Raw genomic sequence first — 17,422 nt, forward strand, 5'->3', positions numbered from 1 at the left:
CGGCAGCTGTCCGGCGGGCGTATCAGGACCCGCGCATCGCCCTCAGAAGGGCCGCGTAGCGCGCTTCCGCGGCCGGCTCGTCGGCGAGCAGGTAAGGCGGGCACTCCGGGATCCCCGGAGTGCCCGCTTCGTCGTCCACGGCCTTCAGCAGCTCCGGCAGCTGCTCGTCGCCGAGCTCGTGCGGCCGGAACTCCCGCAGGCCGCGGAAGCGGAACATCACGTACTCCCCGACCGAGGCTTCGAACTCTTCGAATCCCACCACCGCGCCGCCGAAGCCGCGCTGCTCGCCGCGGGCGATCTCGAACCCGAGCGCGGCGACGTCGTTGGCACGCCGGGCGTTGGGCCGGGCCAGCCAGGGGCAGACCACGGCGGCGTAGAGCATGCAGACGCGGTGCCCCGGCGGCTCGACGGTCGCGGCGTCGTTGGCGTATTCGTCCCCTGCGGTCAGCGCCGCCTCGATGGCATCCGCCTCCGGCCCCGCGACCACCCGCCAGACCGGCTCGCCGGGCGCCATCGGCGTCCCGCAGATGGAGCACCGGCGTTCGGCGGCGCAGATCAGGATCCTGGCGGTTCCGGTCGCGGCGAACCGGGGTTCGCCGTCCTCCCAGGGCGTGATCGCCAACACCGGATATCCCCGCAGATCACGCGGCCGGGCGGCGATGCGGGCCGGTGTCGGGACCTCCTCGAAACGCATGGTTCCCAGTATGAACATAACGAATTCGCAACGGGGCCCAACCCTTCGATCAACGGTGCGTCATATCGTGCGACAGGGCTTTGAACATGAGTGCTCAGGGGAGACGCACAATGCGTAGCAAGTCCATCAAGAAGTCTTTGGCGGCCACCGCCGTCCTCGCCAGCTCCGTCGTCACAGGCGTCGGACTGGCCGGCAGCGCGCAGGCGACGACGGCGGGGGCGTCGAACTCACCGCTGACGATCACCAACGGCACCCACACGGTGCTCTACAGCGGCCAGGCCTGGACCTACCAGGGGAACATCGCCCAGGCGTCCTGGGCGCCGGACGGCAGCCGCATCGCCTATGTCGACGGCAACGGCAACGTGGTCACCGAGCGCGCCGGCGGGGGCGGCATCGCGGTGGTCGCGCCGGCCAAGGCCGGCGCCACGCGGTCGAACCCGACCTGGGTCGACAACGGCAAGGCGATCGTCTTCGCCGAGAAAGTGAACGGCGCCTCGAAGCTGGAGGCGGTCCCGGCCTACCTCGCGCCGGGCACCCAGGTCGACGAGACGGACCCGCTGAGCTTCCTGGGGGGCCAGAAGTTCACCGAGGGTGCCGAGAGCGCGCCCGACTCCAACGGCGATCTGCTGGCATTCCAGCACTTCAACTCGGCGACCCAGCAGACCGACATCTACGTCCAGGACAGCTTCGGCCGTGGGAGCGCCGGACCCGTCCTGCTCGCGGCCAACGGGGACTCGCCGACCGTCTCGCCCGACGGCAAGACCATCGCGTTCCTGCGCAGGGACTCCAGCGGCTACGAGCAGATCTGGACCGCCGCCTGGCACGGGCAGGACCCGAACTTCCCGCCCGGCACCCCGAAGCAGCTCACCAGCGGCACCAAGAACCACATCGCCCCGACCTACTCGCCGGACGGCACCCGGATCGCCTATGAGGCGAGCACGCAGACCAGCGGCAAGCCGGAAGACGTCGAGTCCATCGCCGCCAACGGCACCGGGCAGCGCGTGGAGTCGAACACCTGGGGCTTCCCGTCCTACCGGCCGTCCAACCCGAACACCATGGTCCGGCTGCAGGGCAGCGACCGGATCGGCACGGCGATCGCCGCCTCGCAGGCCGAGTGGACCACCGCCCCCGGCAACCCGGGTGCGAACAAGTACCCGGCGAACAACGTCGTGCTGAGCCGCTCCGACCAGTTCGCCGACGCGCTCGGCGGCAGCACCCTGGCCACCTCGGTGGGCGCCCCGCTGCTGCTCACCCCGAGCGACCACCTCGACGCCGGCGTCAAGGCCGAGATCGCGCGAGTGCTCGGACCGGCCAAGGCCGGCAAGACCGTCTACGTGCTCGGCGGCGAGCAGGCACTGTCCCCGGCCGTGGCCAACGCGGTGCACGCCATGGGCTACACCGTGAAGCGGCTCGCCGGCGCCGACCGGTACGCGACCTCGGTGGCGATCGCCAACGAGGTCACCCGCACCACCCAGCCCGGCAGCGGCTGGCAGCAGCCGGAGCGGGTCCTGGTCGCCACCGGCAACCTGTCCCCGGACGCGCTGTCGGCGGGCGCCGCGGCGGAGTCCGGCGGCCACAACGGTCCCTTCAGCGGCGTGGTGATCCTGACCGACGACAAGAAGATGCCGGCGTCCACGGCTGCCTACCTGGCGCAGGTCAAGGCGCACAACAACGCGAGCTACCCGACCCCGGTCTACGGCGTCGGCGGAGCGGCGGACACCGCGCTCACCAGCATCGGCTTCCAGCACACCCCGCTGGTCGGCGCGACCCGCTACGAGACCTCGTACCTGGTCGCCCGCACCTTCTTCGGCAGCTGGGACGAGGGCCAGGGCTCGGCGCCCACCAACGTCGGCTTCGCCACCGGCGCCAACTGGGCCGACGCCCTGTCCGGCGGCGCGTTCATGGGCATGAAGGGCGGCCCGCTGCTGCTGGTCAACCCGGCGACCGGCGAGCCGGCCAGCGAGGCCGAGGCGTGGCTGACCGGCTTCTCCTCGAGCATCACCACCGGCTACGTCTTCGGCGGCACGGCGGCCGTGCCCTCGGTCACCGACTCCGGCGTGGGCAACCTGATCGGCGCCATGGGCGGCCAGGTGAACTACGTGGTCAACCCGAAGAACTGATCGCGCACCAGGACTCAGAGCACTCAGGGCACAGCGAAGCCCCGCAGACACCAGGGGGGTCTGCGGGGCTTCGGCTTGTCCGCGGCAGGCGGCGCCGGACTACCGGAACCGGCGCAGCCGCAGGCTGTTGCTCACCACGAACACCGACGAGAACGCCATCGCGGCCCCGGCGATCATCGGGTTCAGCAGCCCGGCGGCGGCCAGCGGCAGCGCCGCCACGTTGTAGCCGAACGCCCAGAACAAGTTCCCCTTGATGGTGCCCAGGGTGCGGCGGGAGAGCCGGATCGCGGTGGCCGCGGTCCGCAGGTCGCCGCCGACCAGGGTCAGGTCGCCGGCCTCGATCGCGGCGTCGGTGCCGGTGCCCATGGCCAGCCCGAGGTCGGCCTGGGCCAGGGCGGCCGCGTCGTTCACGCCGTCGCCGACCATCGCGACCACGCGGCCCTCGGCCTGCAGCCGCTTCACCGCCTCGACCTTGCCCACCGGCAGCACCTCGGCCAGCACCTCGTCGATGCCGACCTCGGCGGCCACCGCGCGGGCCACGGTCTCGTTGTCGCCGGTGAGCAGCACCGGGGTCAGGCCCAGGGCCCGCAGCTCGCGGATCGCCTCGGCGCTGGTCGGCTTCACCGCGTCGGCGACCTCCAGGACCGCCCGGGCCCGGCCGTCCCAGCCGACCGCGATCGCGGTGCGGCCCGCCGCCTCGGCCGCGGCCTTGGCCGAGGCCAGCTCCGGCGTCAGGTGCTGGGCCCACTCGGCCAGCAGCTTCTCCCGGCCGACCACGACCGCGTGGCCGTCCACCACGCCCTGGACTCCCAGGCCTTCGACGTTCTCGAAGCCCTCGACCTCGGGCAGGGCCCCGGTCCGCTCGGCCGCGGCGGCCGCGACCGCCTTGGCGATCGGGTGCTCGCTGGCCGCCTCCAGCGCGCCGGCCAGCCGCAGCGCCTCGTCCTCGGACTCGCCGTCGGCCACGGCCACGCCGACCAGCGCCATGGCGCCGGTGGTGACGGTGCCGGTCTTGTCCAGCACGATCGTGTCCACCTTGCGGGTGTTCTCCAGCACCTCCGGGCCCTTGATCAGGACGCCGAGCTGCGCGCCGCGGCCGGTGCCGACCATCAGCGCGGTCGGCGTGGCCAGGCCCAGGGCGCAGGGGCAGGCGATGATCAGGACGCTGACCGCGGCCGCGAAGGCCGTCGCGACGCCGCCGGAACCGACCAGCAGCCAGAAGGCCAGCGTGGCCAGGGACAGCAGGATCACCGTCGGGACGAAGACCGCGGAGATCCGGTCCGCCAGCCGCTGCGCGGCGGCCTTGCCGTTCTGTGCCTCCTCGACCAGCTTCGCCATCCGGGACAGCTGGGTGTCGGCGCCGACCCGGGTCGCCCGCGCCACCAGCCGGCCGGAGGTGTTCACGGTGGCGCCGGTGACGGCGTCGCCCGGGGCGACGTCCACCGGGACCGACTCGCCGGTGAGCATCGAGGCGTCGACCGCCGAGCGGCCCTGCTCCACCAGGCCGTCGGTGGCCACCTTCTCCCCGGGCCGGACCACGAACAGGTCGCCGACGGCCAGCTCGCCGATCGGGATCCGCACCTCGGCGCCGGCGCGCAGCACCGCGACGTCCTTCGCGCCGAGCGTCATCAGGGCCCGCAGAGCCGCGCCGGAGCGCCGCTTCGCCTTGTGCTCGAAATACCGCCCGGCCAGGATGAACGCGGTCACGCCCGAGGCCGCCTCGAGGTAGAGGGACCCGGAGCCGTCGGTGCGGGAGATCGCGAAGTCGAAGCCGTGCTTCATCCCCGGCATCCCGGCGTCGCCGAAGAACAGGGCCCACAGCGACCAGAGGAAGGCCGCTGAAACACCGACGGACACCAGCGTGTCCATGGTGGCGGCACGGTGCCGCAGGTTGGTCCAGGCCGCCTTGTGGAAAGGCCAGGCCGCGTAGGTGACCACCGGCGCGGACAGCGTCAGCGAGGCCCACTGCCAGTTGCGGAACTGCAGGGCCGGGATCATCGCCATCAGGATCACCGGCACGGACAGCACGACCGCGGTGGTCAGGCGCTGCCGCAGCGCGCCGGCGCGGCGTTCGTCCTCCAGCTCGGCGGCCGTCTTCGGCGGCTCGCCGTCGGCCGACGCCGGCCCGGCGGTCGGCGGCGCCGGCGGCTCGGGCAGGGCGGCGGTGTAGCCGGCCGCCTCGACCACGGCGACCAGATCGGTCGGCGCGTAGCCGGCCGGGAAGGTGACCTTCGCCTTCTCGGTGGCGTAGTTCACGGTGGCCGTGACGCCCTCGAGCTTGTTCAGCTTGCGCTCGATCCGCGACGCGCAGGAGGCGCAGGTCATGCCACCGATGGCCAACTCGACATCGTTCAGAGGGCCGGACTCCGCCGGCACCTCCAGGGTGGTCTCCGCCATCGCTGCCTCCGCATGTGGAACGAGGATCAGTGTCTCATCAGCGCCAACGCTATACCCCATGGGGGTATTCCGCCAGCGGCCGGTCAGCTGATCCGACGATTGGGCCGCCGGGGTTCCTTCGCGTGAGTGCTGCCGCGACACCGGGTAGGCGGTCCGTCATGCGTCTGCTCCGTCTCACCGCCCTGACCGCAGTCCTGACCCTGAGCTGCGGCGAAGCCGCCTCGGCCGCGGTCGGGCCGCTGTCCGGGCTCAAAGCGGTGAGCTACGCGGGCACCACGGTCGAGGTCCCGGTGGGCTGGCCGGTGCACGACCTGACGGCCGCGCCGCATACCTGTATCCGGTATGACCGGCACGCGGTGTACCTCGGCGACCCGGGGCCGGACCAGAACTGCCCGGCGGGCGCCGTGGGCCGCACGGAGACCGTGCGCATCGCCTCGGACGGCAAGGTGACCCGGACCTACGGCTACCGCCGGTCCGCGGACGAGGCGGACGTGCCGGACGGGCCGAACGCGCCGGACGCCGAGCCGCAGACCGCGCCGCGCAGCCGCTCACGCCTCCCCGAGCGCACCATCAAGGCCGCCGCCACCTACTCCGGCCTGGGCTTCGACACCTGCGCGGCGCCGTCCGCCGACGCCATGCAGGCCTGGGCCGGCGCCTCGCCGTACCACGCGGTCGGCATCTACATCGGCGGCATCGACCGCGCCTGCCCGGACGGCAACCTGACCCCGGGCTGGATCCAGACGGTGGCCCGGCAGGGCTGGAAGTTCTTCCCGATCTACGTCGGCCTGCAGGCGCCCTGCTGGAAGGACCCCGGCGGCGGCCACCCGGCGCTGATCGCCCGCAGCCGCCGCTGGACCCAGGGCCAGGAGGCCGCGAACGACGCGGCGAACCGCGCGGCGTACTTCGGCATCGCCCCGGGCAGCCCGATCTACTTCGACATGGAGTACTACCCGCGCAACGACGCCGGCTGCACCCAGGACGTCCAGGCGTTCCTGAGCGCCTGGACCGACCAGCTGCACGCGCGCGGATTCATCTCAGGGATCTACAGCAGCTCCAAGGGCGCGATCGCGGACATGGCGCTGGTGTACGAGAGCGAGGCGGCCTACCGCGCGGACGTGGCGTGGTTCGCGCACTGGGACAAGGTCCCGCAGCTGTTCGGCGACCCGACGCTGAGCGACCGGTACTGGCCCGGGCCGCGGCGGATCAAGCAGTACCAGGGCGGCCACAACGAGACGTACGGCGGAAAGCGGCTGAACATCGACCTGAACATGCTGAACGCGCCGGTGGCGGCGCTGAAGTAGCGCCAGACGTCGAACGGGCCGGACCGCAGTGCGGTCCGGCCCGTTCGACGTCAGATCTCTGAGACTCAGCGCTCCGACGGCCGGCCGGGACGGGTCGCCGGACGGCGCCCCATCGTCCCGCGCTGCGGCGGGTTGGCGGCAGCGGCGGGGCGGCGCGGCTGGACGGGGTTGCGGTCGCTGGAGCGGCCCGGGTCCTGCGGCTCGGCGGGACGGCCGTAGCCGTCGCGGGGCTGCGCCGGACGGGGACGCGGCTGCTGGCCGGAGGCACCGGGGACGCCGGGCACCGGACGCGGGGCGGCCGACTGCGGCGGACGTGGCTGGTGCGAGGATCCGCTGGCGCCGTTGGGACCCGGACGGCGCGGCGCGGCCGCACGCGGCTCCCAGTCGGCGCCGCTCTCGCGGGGACGGCTCGCCGGCGGCAGCGCGGCCTGCGGCGTCGCGCCGCCTCCGTAGCCGCCGCGCCCGGCACCCGGGTTCGAGCTCGAATACGGCTTCGGCGCGGGCGGCGCCGGCGGCTTGGGCGGCGCCGGACGGCCCATGACCGGAGCCGGCGGCACGGCCGGGAACCCGCCGGTGCCGGTCCCGTCCGCGGGCTCGAACCAGCCGCTCTCCGCCGCGCTCGCGCCGGTGGTGACCGGGAGGTAGGACGTCTGGGCCGCGTCGTATGAACTGCTCGCAGTGTACGAGCCGGTCGAGTAAGTGCTCTGACCCAGCGGATCCGACGCGGACGAGTACGAGGACTGATCCAGGGAGTCGGTCAGCGGATCCGCGAGATTCGCGTACGGGCTGGCCGCGTAGGCGCTCGTGGAACTGGACGAGCCGTAGCCGCCGGCGGAGCTCGCCGTGGAACCGTACCCGGACGCAGAGCTCGTAGAAGACCCGTACGCGCTCGATCCGGAGCTGTAGCCGTCCGTGGCAGACGAGCCGTAAGCGCTGGTCGAGCCGTAAGCGCTGGTCGGGCTGTAAGCGCTGGTCGAGCTGTAGGTGCCGCTCGAAGCGGCGCTCGATCCCGCGGTCTCGTAGCCGCTCGACGAGCCGTACCCGCTCGTCTGGCTGTAACCGCCGCTCGCGCCGGAGGAGCTGTAGCCGGTCGCAGGGCTCGAACTCGCCGTGCTTCCGTACAGGGCGTCGCTGCTCGCGCCGTACGTCCCGGAGCTGCTGTACGTCCCGGAGCTGCTGTACGACCCCGAGCTGCCCAGGGCGCTCTGCGAGCCGAACCCGGAACCGGAGCCGAAGGCGTCGGAGGAGCCCGCCGAGCTCGACGCGGAGGAACCGAGCGCCGGGGTGGACCCGAAGCCCGACCCGGACGTCGAGTACCCGCCGGACCCGCTCGCCACGCTGGGCAGCGCCGGAGCCGGGGGCACCGGCGGCCCGCTCTGCGCCACCGCGGCCATCGCCATCGGCAGCAGGTCCATCGAGGTGGTCCCGAGCCCGTCGGCCGGACACACCCGGACCAGCTCGCCGACCGTCAGCGCCAGCTCGGTGGCCAGGTCCAGGGACCGCGGCTGCATCGGGTTCTCCCGCATCCACCAGCAGGCGATCTGCACGATCGAGCCGGCGGCGTGCGGACAGGTGCGGATCGCCCCGCGCAGCTGCAGCGGCTGGGGACCGGACACGGTGATCCGGAACCAGGTGCCCTCGCGGAAGCCCAGCGCCGGGTGGCCCAGGGAGTCCTGCAACACGACGTGGTACTGGCGCTCGAGCTCACGCTGGCCACCGGCCCCGGGGGCGCTCAAGGCCGAGCTGTTCCTCTGCTGCTCGCCGTAGGCGACGCTCATCGGCTGCCTGACCGTTCTCCGGACTGCGAGTCCGGAACCGTGCTCGAAGTCACCATGTATCGCCCGCCTCGGCTCTAAAGAGCGGAATTGAGGCGGCCCCCGTTGCCGCTGTGTCCGCAGTGCTGTGTGTGATCAATGTCCACTGATGTGGTGGGATCGTTGCGCAAACGGTACTCAATACTGGGGCCCAGCGGTAGGGCATCCACTAAGAACAAGCCGTGATTTCTGTGGCCTGCCCACAACTTCCAGATCCGGCCCGTGCGGGTGCGACCCTCGATTGTCATCTCGGCGCCCCCTCGGCATAACGTTGTCGCGTGACGGCGGACAGAGACGAGGAGTTCTCTCGCTATGTCACTGAGCGGTCCGGTGCCCTCCTGCGCGTCGCCTATCTGCTGACCGGGAACCGCGCCGACGCCGAGGACCTGCTGCAGACCGCGCTGGCCAAGACCTATCTGTCCTGGGCCCGCATCCAGGACAAGGGCGCGCTCGACGGCTACGTGCGGCGCGTCCTGGTGAACACCCAGACCTCCTGGTGGCGCAAGCGCCGCGTCGAGGAATACGCCACCGACCAGCTGCCCGAGCAGGTCTGGGAGGACACGCGCCCGGCGGAGATCGAACTGCGCTCCACGGTCTGGAAGTCGCTGGCGCAGTTGCCGCGCCGCCAACGCGCGGTGGTCGTCCTGCGGTATTACGAGGACCTCTCCGAAGCGGAGACCGCCGAGGTAATGGGGATCTCAGTCGGCACGGTGAAATCAACGGCTTCACGAGCCCTTGCCAAACTCCGGACGGACGGCGCATTGCGCGACGCCCGCGTCGCCATCCCCGCGCCACTTCGCCCGCCTGCCCCCGAACCCCTTCCGAAATCCGCCAGGGTCGATGCAGACTGACCGGTGTACCGCCCGGTAACCTCAACCCCTCAGGAGGTCAGCGATGCGCTCGACCATGCAGGAGACACCGCTAGGAATCCCGACGCTCCTGAGGTTCGCCTCGACCGTCTATTCCGGGTCGGAAGTACACACCGTCACCGCCGACGGCCTGCGGACCGCGACGTTCGCCGAGGTCGGCGCGCGCTCCGCGCAGCTGGCCCACGCCCTGCACGACGACCTCGGGATCCGCGGCGACGAGCGGGTCGCCACGTTCATGTGGAACAACCAGGAGCACCTGGAGGCGTACTTCGCCGTCCCCTCCATGGGCGCCGTGCTCCACACCCTGAACATCCGGCTCTTCCCGGATCAGATCACGTACATCGCCAACCACGCCGAGGACAAGGTGGTGCTGGTCGACGGCAGCCTGATCCCGCTGCTGGCCCGGGTCCTGCCCGGCTTCGGGACCGTCGAGCACGTGGTGATCGTCGGCGAGGGCGACCCGGCGCCGCTGGAGCCGGCCGGCAAGCGGATCCACCGGTACGAAGAACTCCTGGCGGGGAAACCCACGACCTACGACTGGCCCGACTTCGTCGAGACCGACGCCGCCGCGATGTGCTACACCTCCGGCACCACCGGCAATCCCAAGGGCGTCGTCTACAGCCACCGCTCGATCTACCTGCACTCGATGCAGGTCACGATGCCGCAGTCGTTCCAGCTCACCGAGGCGAACCGGGTCCTGACCATCGTCCCGATGTTCCACGCGATGGCCTGGGGGATCCCCTACGCGGCGTTGATGTCCGGCGCCAGCGTGGTCATGCCGGACCGGTTCATGCAGGCCCCGGCGCTGGTGCGGGCGATCCACGCCTCCGGCGCGGACTTCGCCGGCGCGGTGCCGACGATCTGGAACGACCTGCTGAACCACCTGGACGCCACCGGCGAGAAGATCCCGACGCTCAAGCGCGCGGTGGTCGGCGGCTCGGCGGTGCCGCCGGCGCTGATGAGCGCCTTCGAGGAGCGCTACGACATGCGCATCATCCACGCCTGGGGCATGACCGAGACCTCCCCGCTGGGCTGCGTCTCCCAGCCGCCGGCCGGCACCGAGGGCGAGGTGGCCTGGTCCTACCGGGTCACCCAGGGCCGTTTCCCGGCCGGGGTGCAGGCCCGGCTGGCCGGCCCGGACGGCACGATCGTGCCCAACGACGGCGAGGCGGTCGGCGAGTTGGAGGTCCGCGGCCCCTGGATCACCGCCTCCTACTACGGCGACGAGGACCCGGAGCGCTTCCACGACGGCTGGCTGCGCACTGGCGATGTCGGCACAATCACCCCCGACGGCTACCTGACGCTGACCGACCGGGAGAAGGACGTCATCAAGTCCGGCGGCGAGTGGATCTCCTCGGTCGAGCTGGAGAACCACCTGATGGCGCACGCGGCGGTGGCCGAGGCGACCGTGGTCGGCGTCCCGGACGAGCGCTGGCAGGAGCGGCCGCTGGCCGCCGTGGTGCTCCGCGAGGGCGCCGAGGCCGCGCCGGCGGAACTTCGTGAGTACCTGTCCGGACTGATCCCCAAGTGGCAGCTTCCTGAGCGATGGACCTTCCTCAACGCCGTCCCGAAGACCTCCGTCGGCAAGTTCGACAAGAAGGAAGTACGCCGCGCGTATGCAGCCGGTGAGCTTGAGGTCACAGTGTTGTAGAAGCGTTGTAGACCCGCGCCTGAAGGCCTCTTCAACAGAAAAGTCCGCAGTGTAGAGTGCCGAGAACTTGAGCACCTGGAACATCAGTAGTAATCGGCAGGGGAGGCACCGCGGACATGCGGATATCTCGGCGGTTTTCGCGCAGCACCGCTGCCGGCGCGGCGTCGGTGCTCGCCGCGCTCGCAATGACAGCGTGTTCCAGTAGCTCCTCCAGCGGCTCCGCGGCTACGAGCGCCGCGCAGTCGCAGTCCGCGGCGGACGCCAACGCGAACGCCAACGAGAACGACGTGCAGGTCCTCAACTCCTTGCAGCTCAATACCCAGGAGTTGGACAGCGCATTCGCCACGGACAGCCAGTGGAAGACGTGGCCCACCGCGGACACCGCGAAGATCCTGCTCAAGCAGACGTGGGCCTGCACCCAGAACATGATCGACACCTCGAAGAAGTCGCTGCAGCCGGTCACCTCGTTCTTCATGGCCGGCCCGCTGCCCAACGACCCGCCGACCACGCCGGCGTCCACGACCTCCTCCTCGTCGTCGAGCCACAACTACAACCACAAGAGCGGCTCGTCGTCGACCCCGACCTCGACCGGGTCCAGCAGCTCCTCCTCGGCGCTCGGCGCCGACGGAAACCCCGTGCACTGGGTGGTCAGCACGGCGATCGCCTACCAGACGGCCGACGCGGCGCAGGCCGCCGTGCAGGGCATGGGCGCCATCGACCCGAACGCGCCCGGCTGCGGCGGGCCCAAGGACGGCGCCACGGACGAGATCGTCGGCGGTGGCGGCGCGGTCGAGCCGTCCTGGGTCAACTCCCAGGGGGTGTTCGTGTTCACCGACACCCACACCAACGTCACGATTTCCGCGGTCGCACAACGCCGGGGACGGTATGTCGTCCTGACGTACACCCGCGGGAGTGCCACGAGCGACGCCGGGTATTACGACCTCGAAGAGGGCTCGGACACCAAGCCCGCGGCCGCCGCCGCCACGGCCGTGCTCGGCCAGCTGACGGCCTCGGTCGTGGGCGCCAACAACTGAACCGCCCGCACCACTTCCGAGCCGCCGGGAGCCACCGACGAGGTCCAGCGCCACCTGAGCTGTCCAAGCACTGTGCAGATCCAGCAAGCTGCCGACACTTGTGAAGGCCACTGATAACGGATGCGGTCGGGAACCGAGGACTTCCGCGAGTTCGTCGCGGCCCGCCAGGGTGCGCTGCGGCGGACCGCGTACCTGCTGTGCGGCGACTGGCACCAGGCCCAGGACCTGACGCAGCAGACGCTGGCCAAGCTGTTCGTGGCGTGGCCGCGGGTGCGCGCCGTGGAGGCCGTCGACTCCTACGCGCGCCAGGTCCTGGTGCGCACGTACATCGACGAGTCCCGCAAGCGCCGCAACCACGAACTGGTCACCGCGGAGCTGCCGGACTCCGGCACCGAGGGCCCGGAGATCGAGACCCGGCTGGCGCTGATGGCCGCGCTCAAGCAGCTCTCGCCGCGCCAGCGTGCCGTCGTGGCACTGCGGTTCTGGGACGATATGAGCGTAGAAGCCACCGCCGAGGCGCTCGGGATGAAGGCCAACACCGTGAAGTCGGACACCGCACGCGCGTTGGCGAAACTCAAAGGGCTGCTCGACTCGTCTGTACACCAGGCGGTCTGAACGATGAGGGCGGAGCCGGCGAAGGGAGGACACGGATGAACGCGGTGAACGCGTCCGCGGGCGAGGACGCGATGCGCGGTCTGATGGAGACCGCCTTCACCGCCGGGGAACCGGCGCTGCCGCACGTCGACGACGTGATGGCGACCGTGGAGGTCCTCGGCGGGCACATCCGGCACCGGCAGCGGGTGCGCAACGGCCTGGCGGCCGGCGTGCTCTGCGTCGCGGGATTCAGCATGGTGGCCGGCATCGCCGCGGTGGCACACTCGAACCACTCGGGAGGGACCAGCGTGGTGACCCCCGGCGGCAGCGGGGGTCCGGTGCCCGCGCCGGTCACGGATACCGATTCGCAGAGCGGCGGCGCGCAGAGCAGCGGGACCAGCGGCGGGACGGTCGCCGTTCCCTGAGGCGGGCTGAGCGCCGGGCATTTCGAGCCCCGGGAGGGCGGATGCGACGGACCTTCGTGCTCGGAGCGGGTCTGACCCTGCTCGGGACCGCACTGCTGGGGACGGCGGCGTGCGGGACCAGGCTGCCGGATTCGGCTTTCGCCGCGCAGAGCCCCGGTGAGAGCCCTGGTGCACCGGGGACATCCGGCGCCTCCGCGAACCCGGCCAGCGATGTCGGCGTCACCCCGGCCTCGATCAAGATCGGGATGATCGACTCGGTGGACTCGCTGCTCGGACCGGACACGTTCTCCGGTCCGATGTACGGCGCGCAGGCCTTCTTCAAGGCGCTGAACGCCGCCGGCGGGGTCAACGGCCGGCAGATCACTTTCGTGACGTGCGACGACCAGGGGGTCGGCGGCACGAACGTGTCGTGCGCGCACACGCTGATCGACCAGGACAAGGTGTTCGCGTTCGCGGGCAACTCGGCCTTCCAGTACGACGGCGCGTCCTACGTCTCGGCCAAGGACGTGCCGGACATCGGCGGCGAGCCGATCAGCAACGCCTACGACCAGTACCCGCACCTGTACTCGATCTACGGCAGCGACTATCCGCGCGACGGCAAGAGCATCGGGTGGCAGGGGAAGCTGTATTCCTCGACCGAGGCCGAGCACTACGCGAAGACGGTGTTGCACGCACACGTCGCCGGGCTCGTCTCGTACAACCAGGCGGACTCGGCGCGGTACGCGTCCTATGAGGCCGAGGCGCTGCGCAAGGAGGGGTTCACGGTCGTCCCGGAGCAGTTGGACATCGCGTTGGCCGACTTCGATTCCGCGGCGCTGGACATGAAGAACAAGGGCGTGGACGTCGTCTTCGACACCATCGACACCGACGGGAACGCCAGGCTGTGCAAGGCGATCGAGGACGCCGGGGTGCCGATCGTGGCGAAGATGACGACGGTGCAGAGTTGGGACGCCACGGTCGCCGCGACGTACAAGGACGCGCCGAAGTGCCGAAACCTGTTGTACGCCAACTCTTCCGACGCCAACTACGAGGACACGTCGAACCCGGCGGTGAAGGCGTTCCGGGACGCGATGGCGAAGTACTTCCCGGACCGGGAGGGGAAGCTGTCGGAGTGGGAGATCGACGGGTGGGCGTCGGCGCAGTGGCTCACTGACGCGGTGGCGTCGTGCGGGGCCGATGTGACGCGGGTGTGCGTCGAGAAGTTCATGAACTCCGGGAAACCCTATGACGCGCACGGGATCATCACGCCGGCGGCCTTCGATGTGAAGGCGCCGACGGGGACGACGCACGCGTGCTTCAACGTCGCGCAGTGGCAGGACTCTGCGAATGGCGGGCAGGGCGGCTGGGTGACGCGGGTGCCCGATATGGACACGAACTGCTACGACGTACCTCAGGTTGCTTATTCGCCGTAGCCGCGGTGTTTTTCGCGGATCAGGTGGACGACAGGTCGTCCTTCGCCATCATCGAGGACTCGCACGCGAGCTCCGTAGTGCTCGGCGATCCGTTGCTCTGTAAGGACTTCGCGGGCCGTGCCGCAAGCGACGACCTCCCCTTCGACGAGAAGAGTCAGCTCGTCGGCGTACTGCGCGGCGAGGCTGAGGTCGTGCAGGGTGCTGATGACGGTCAGGCCCTCGGTCGCGCGCAGCTCGTCAACCAGGTCCAGGACCTGCTGCTGGTGGCCGAGGTCCAGGGCGGTGGTCGGCTCGTCGAGCAGCAGGACGCCGGCCTGCTGGGCCAGCGCGCGGGCCAGGACGACGCGCTGGCGTTCGCCGCCGGACATCGCGCCGAGCCGCCGGCCGGAGAATCCGGCCAGGTCCAGGCGCTCCAGCGCGCTCTCGGCGACCGCGCGATCGGTCCGGGACTCAACACCGAGGTAGCCCAGGTGCGGCGTGCGGCCGAGCAGGACGTACTCGGAGACGGTCATGTCGCCGGGAAGCTGCGGCTGCTGCGGGACGTAGGCGATGAGGCGGGCCCGGTGTTTGGCGGAGAGCTTCGCGACGGCCTCGCCGCCGACGCTGATGTCGCCCTCGTACGGCAGGATGCCGACGATCGCCTTGAGCAGCGTGGACTTGCCCGCGCCGTTCGGTCCGAGCACGGCGTGCCAGGCCCCGGCGGCCACGTCGAGGTCGACGCCGTGCAGGATCGGCTTGCGGTCCAGCCGCACCCGCACCCCGGCGGCCTTGACCGCGCTCACCGGTCACGCTCCCGCGTGGCCCGCAGGATGACCAGGAAGAACGGCGCCCCGACGAACGAGGTGACGACCCCGATCGGCAGCTCGGCCGGCGCCAGCACGGTCCGCGCCAGCAGATCGGCCAACACCAGGAACGCCCCACCGACCAGCAGGCTCATCGGCAGCAGCAGCCGATGCCCGGGCCCGGCGACACGCCGCACGACATGCGGCACCACCAGCCCGACGAAGCCGATGATGCCGCTGACCGCCACCGCCGTCGCGGTCGCCAGCGACGCGGCGGCCAGCACGATCACGCGCGTGCGCACCGGATGCAGGCCGAGCGTGGCGGCCTCGTCGTCGCCGAGCGCGAGGACGTCGAGATGCCGGGCGTGCACAGTGACGATCAGGACACTGATGACGGCATAGGGCAGCGCCAACCGCACCAACGACCAGTCGGCGGCAGCGAAACTCCCGAACAGCCACGAGTACACCTGCCGCACGTCCGCGGTGCTCCGCTGCATGACGAATGCCTGCACCGCCCCGACGAACGAACTGACGGCGACCCCGGCGAGGATGAGCGAAGCGGTGCCCCCGCGACCCACGAACGTGCCGAGCACATAACTGGCGAGCACCCCGCCGAGCGCCCCGACGAACGCCGCGAGCGGCACAGCGCCGATCCCGGCCACGGTGTGCTCAGGCCCGCCGCCGTAGACGATGACGAGCGTCGCGGCCATCCCGGCACCGGCCGAAGCCCCGATGGTCCCGGAATCGGACAACGGATTCCGGAAGACACCCTGATACGCGGCACCGGCCTGCGCGAGCAGCGCCCCGACGAGCGTCGCGAGCACGACGCGCGGCAGCCGAATCTGGTCGAGCACACTCAGCTGCACCGGCCCGAGCCCCGTGCGGAGGTCGACGAAGGGGAGCTTGTCGAGGAGGGCCTTGGCGGTGCCGGCGACCGGGAGGCCCGCCGCGCCGCCGAGGCTGGAGACGAGGACGGCGAGGAGGAGGACGAGGAGGCCGGTGAGGAGGGCGATGGTGGGGCGGGTTGGGTGGATTCGGCGGGTTCGGCGGCGGGCGCTGCTTTCCGCCGCAAGGCTGATGCCCGCAAGCTCCGGTGCGCCAGCCGCAGCTTCCTTCGCCGCACCGCTGGTGCCCGCAAGCTCGGGTACGCCGACCGCAGCTTTCTTCGCCGCACCGCCGCCACTCTCTGCCTGCCCCGCCGCCGCAGCACCGTGCTCGGCGTGCGTGTGCGCGTGCGCGGAGTCGCCGCCGCCCAGGCTGCTCACGTCGGCCGGCACCGGATCCGTCCCTCGCCCCATCTCCTCCCCGCTCAGCCCTGGGCCTGGTTCACGGCCTTCGCGATCTGCTGCACCAGCTGCACCAGGCGCGGGCCCCAGCGCGAGGCGATGTCGTCGTCGAGGCCGACGACGGTGCCCTTCGCGGCGTTCTTCACCGCGGGGATCGCCGACCAGCCGGGGCGGGCGGCGACGGTGGCGGCGGTCTGCTGGCAGCACTTGGTGTCGGCCAGGAAGATCAGGTCGGGCGCCGAGGTGACCAGGTACTCGTCGGACAGCTGGGGGTAGCCGCCGCCGGTCTTGTCCGCCGGATCGGCGATGTTGGTGAGGCCGAACTGCGCGAAGATCGAGCCGATGAAGGTCTTCGAGGTCGCGCTGTAGTTCCCCGGCGTGCCGACCTCGTAGTAGTACTTCAGGGGACTGGTCGGCTTCTTCGTGGCCGCGATGGCTGCGGTGATCTGCTGCTTCATACCCGCGACCGTGGTGGCGGCCGGCCCGGCGTGACCGGTGGCGGCGCCGAGTTCGGTGATCTGGCTGTAGGCGTCGTCCAGCGTGTTCGGGGCGTCGAACCACAGCACCGGCACGTTCAGCTTCCCGAGCTGCTCCACGATCTGCGAGCTGTCGTCGGCGACGACCACCAGGTCCGGGTTGTACTTCGCGATCGCCTCGGCGTTCGGCTTGTAGCCGGACAACGTCGTCTTCGGCGCCGTGGCAGGGAAGTTCGACTGGTCGTCGACCGCGACGACCTGCGAGCCCGCACCGATCTGGAACAGATCCTCGGTGGCCGACGGTGACAGCGACACGATCTTCTTGGGTTCGGCGGCCAGCTTCACCGCACCGTTCTTCGCGGTGATGGTCGCCGGGAACGCGGCCGTGCTGGAAGCGGCGGTCGTCGCGGTGGTCGACGCCCCTGAGCCAGCCGACGCCGACTTCGACGACGAACACCCGGCGGCCAGCAGCGCCGAGGCCGCGACGACGCCGACGGCCACCCGCCGCGTCAGAATGTGCAGACGAGAATGCACGAAGTCAGCTCCTCCGGCTGATCCGCGGTCCGC

At 71.1% G+C, this 17,422-nt stretch carries 14 protein-coding genes; 8 read left to right on the forward strand and 6 right to left on the reverse strand.

Annotation, left to right across the window (positions count from 1 at the left end):
* Positions 1–22: 22 nt before the first annotated feature.
* Complete coding sequence (locus ABH920_RS00730; protein ID WP_370345612.1) at positions 23–694, reverse strand: hypothetical protein; 672 nt, start codon at positions 692–694, stop codon at positions 23–25.
* A gap of 110 nt (positions 695–804) precedes the next feature.
* On the opposite strand from ABH920_RS00730, the gene ABH920_RS00735 reads away from it, so the two are divergent.
* Positions 805–2,814 carry a cell wall-binding repeat-containing protein gene (locus tag ABH920_RS00735; RefSeq protein ID WP_370345614.1) on the forward strand — a complete coding sequence of 670 codons (2,010 nt, stop codon included), beginning with the start codon at positions 805–807 and terminating at the stop codon, positions 2,812–2,814.
* A 99-nt stretch (positions 2,815–2,913) separates the two neighbouring features.
* Here ABH920_RS00735 and ABH920_RS00740 read toward each other — a convergent pair whose 3' ends face one another.
* Positions 2,914–5,211, reverse strand: a complete 2,298-nt coding sequence (locus tag ABH920_RS00740; protein ID WP_370345616.1) for a heavy metal translocating P-type ATPase — start codon at positions 5,209–5,211, stop codon at positions 2,914–2,916.
* Positions 5,212–5,369: 158 nt separating this feature from the next.
* On the opposite strand from ABH920_RS00740, the gene ABH920_RS00745 reads away from it, so the two are divergent.
* Entirely contained in the window at positions 5,370–6,512 is a 1,143-nt protein-coding gene (locus ABH920_RS00745) for a DUF1906 domain-containing protein (RefSeq protein WP_370345618.1), read from the forward strand.
* Between the two features lie 65 nt (positions 6,513–6,577).
* Here the strand turns inward: ABH920_RS00745 and ABH920_RS00750 are convergent, their stop codons facing one another.
* Positions 6,578–8,290, reverse strand: coding sequence for a hypothetical protein (locus ABH920_RS00750; protein WP_370345620.1), 1,713 nt, complete (start codon positions 8,288–8,290; stop codon positions 6,578–6,580).
* A gap of 314 nt (positions 8,291–8,604) precedes the next feature.
* Here ABH920_RS00750 and ABH920_RS00755 point away from each other — a divergent pair, with 314 nt between their 5' ends.
* The 6 genes from ABH920_RS00755 (at position 8,605) to ABH920_RS00780 (ending at position 14,311) form a co-directional block, all read left to right on the forward strand.
* Positions 8,605–9,177, forward strand: a complete 573-nt coding sequence (locus ABH920_RS00755; RefSeq protein WP_370345622.1) for a SigE family RNA polymerase sigma factor — start codon at positions 8,605–8,607, stop codon at positions 9,175–9,177.
* Positions 9,178–9,220: 43 nt separating this feature from the next.
* Positions 9,221–10,846, forward strand: a complete 1,626-nt coding sequence (locus ABH920_RS00760) for a long-chain fatty acid--CoA ligase (RefSeq protein ID WP_370345623.1) — start codon at positions 9,221–9,223, stop codon at positions 10,844–10,846.
* Between the two features lie 116 nt (positions 10,847–10,962).
* The gene (locus ABH920_RS00765; RefSeq protein WP_370345625.1) at positions 10,963–11,880 is read left to right on the forward strand and encodes a hypothetical protein; all 918 of its coding nucleotides are present in this window, start codon (positions 10,963–10,965) and stop codon (positions 11,878–11,880) included.
* A 120-nt stretch (positions 11,881–12,000) separates the two neighbouring features.
* A complete protein-coding gene (locus tag ABH920_RS00770; protein WP_370345627.1) occupies positions 12,001–12,495 on the forward strand; it encodes a SigE family RNA polymerase sigma factor in 495 nt (164 codons plus the stop codon).
* A 35-nt stretch (positions 12,496–12,530) separates the two neighbouring features.
* Complete coding sequence (locus ABH920_RS00775) at positions 12,531–12,899, forward strand: hypothetical protein (protein WP_370345629.1); 369 nt, start codon at positions 12,531–12,533, stop codon at positions 12,897–12,899.
* A gap of 41 nt (positions 12,900–12,940) precedes the next feature.
* Entirely contained in the window at positions 12,941–14,311 is a 1,371-nt protein-coding gene (locus ABH920_RS00780) for an ABC transporter substrate-binding protein (protein WP_370345631.1), read from the forward strand.
* On the opposite strand, the gene ABH920_RS00785 is transcribed toward ABH920_RS00780, so the two are convergent.
* From ABH920_RS00785 to ABH920_RS00795, 3 genes are all read right to left on the reverse strand, one after another.
* The gene (locus ABH920_RS00785) at positions 14,299–15,093 is read right to left on the reverse strand and encodes an ABC transporter ATP-binding protein (protein WP_370345633.1); all 795 of its coding nucleotides are present in this window, start codon (positions 15,091–15,093) and stop codon (positions 14,299–14,301) included. The genes ABH920_RS00780 and ABH920_RS00785 overlap by 13 nt on opposite strands.
* Entirely contained in the window at positions 15,090–16,127 is a 1,038-nt protein-coding gene (locus ABH920_RS00790; RefSeq protein ID WP_370346695.1) for a FecCD family ABC transporter permease, read from the reverse strand. The genes ABH920_RS00785 and ABH920_RS00790 overlap by 4 nt, the downstream gene beginning before the upstream one ends.
* Positions 16,128–16,402: 275 nt before the next feature.
* Entirely contained in the window at positions 16,403–17,389 is a 987-nt protein-coding gene (locus tag ABH920_RS00795; RefSeq protein WP_370345635.1) for an ABC transporter substrate-binding protein, read from the reverse strand.
* Positions 17,390–17,422: the final 33 nt, after the last annotated feature.

It is taken from the genome of Catenulispora sp. EB89 (assembly GCF_041261445.1).
Lineage (GTDB): Bacteria > Actinomycetota > Actinomycetes > Streptomycetales > Catenulisporaceae > Catenulispora.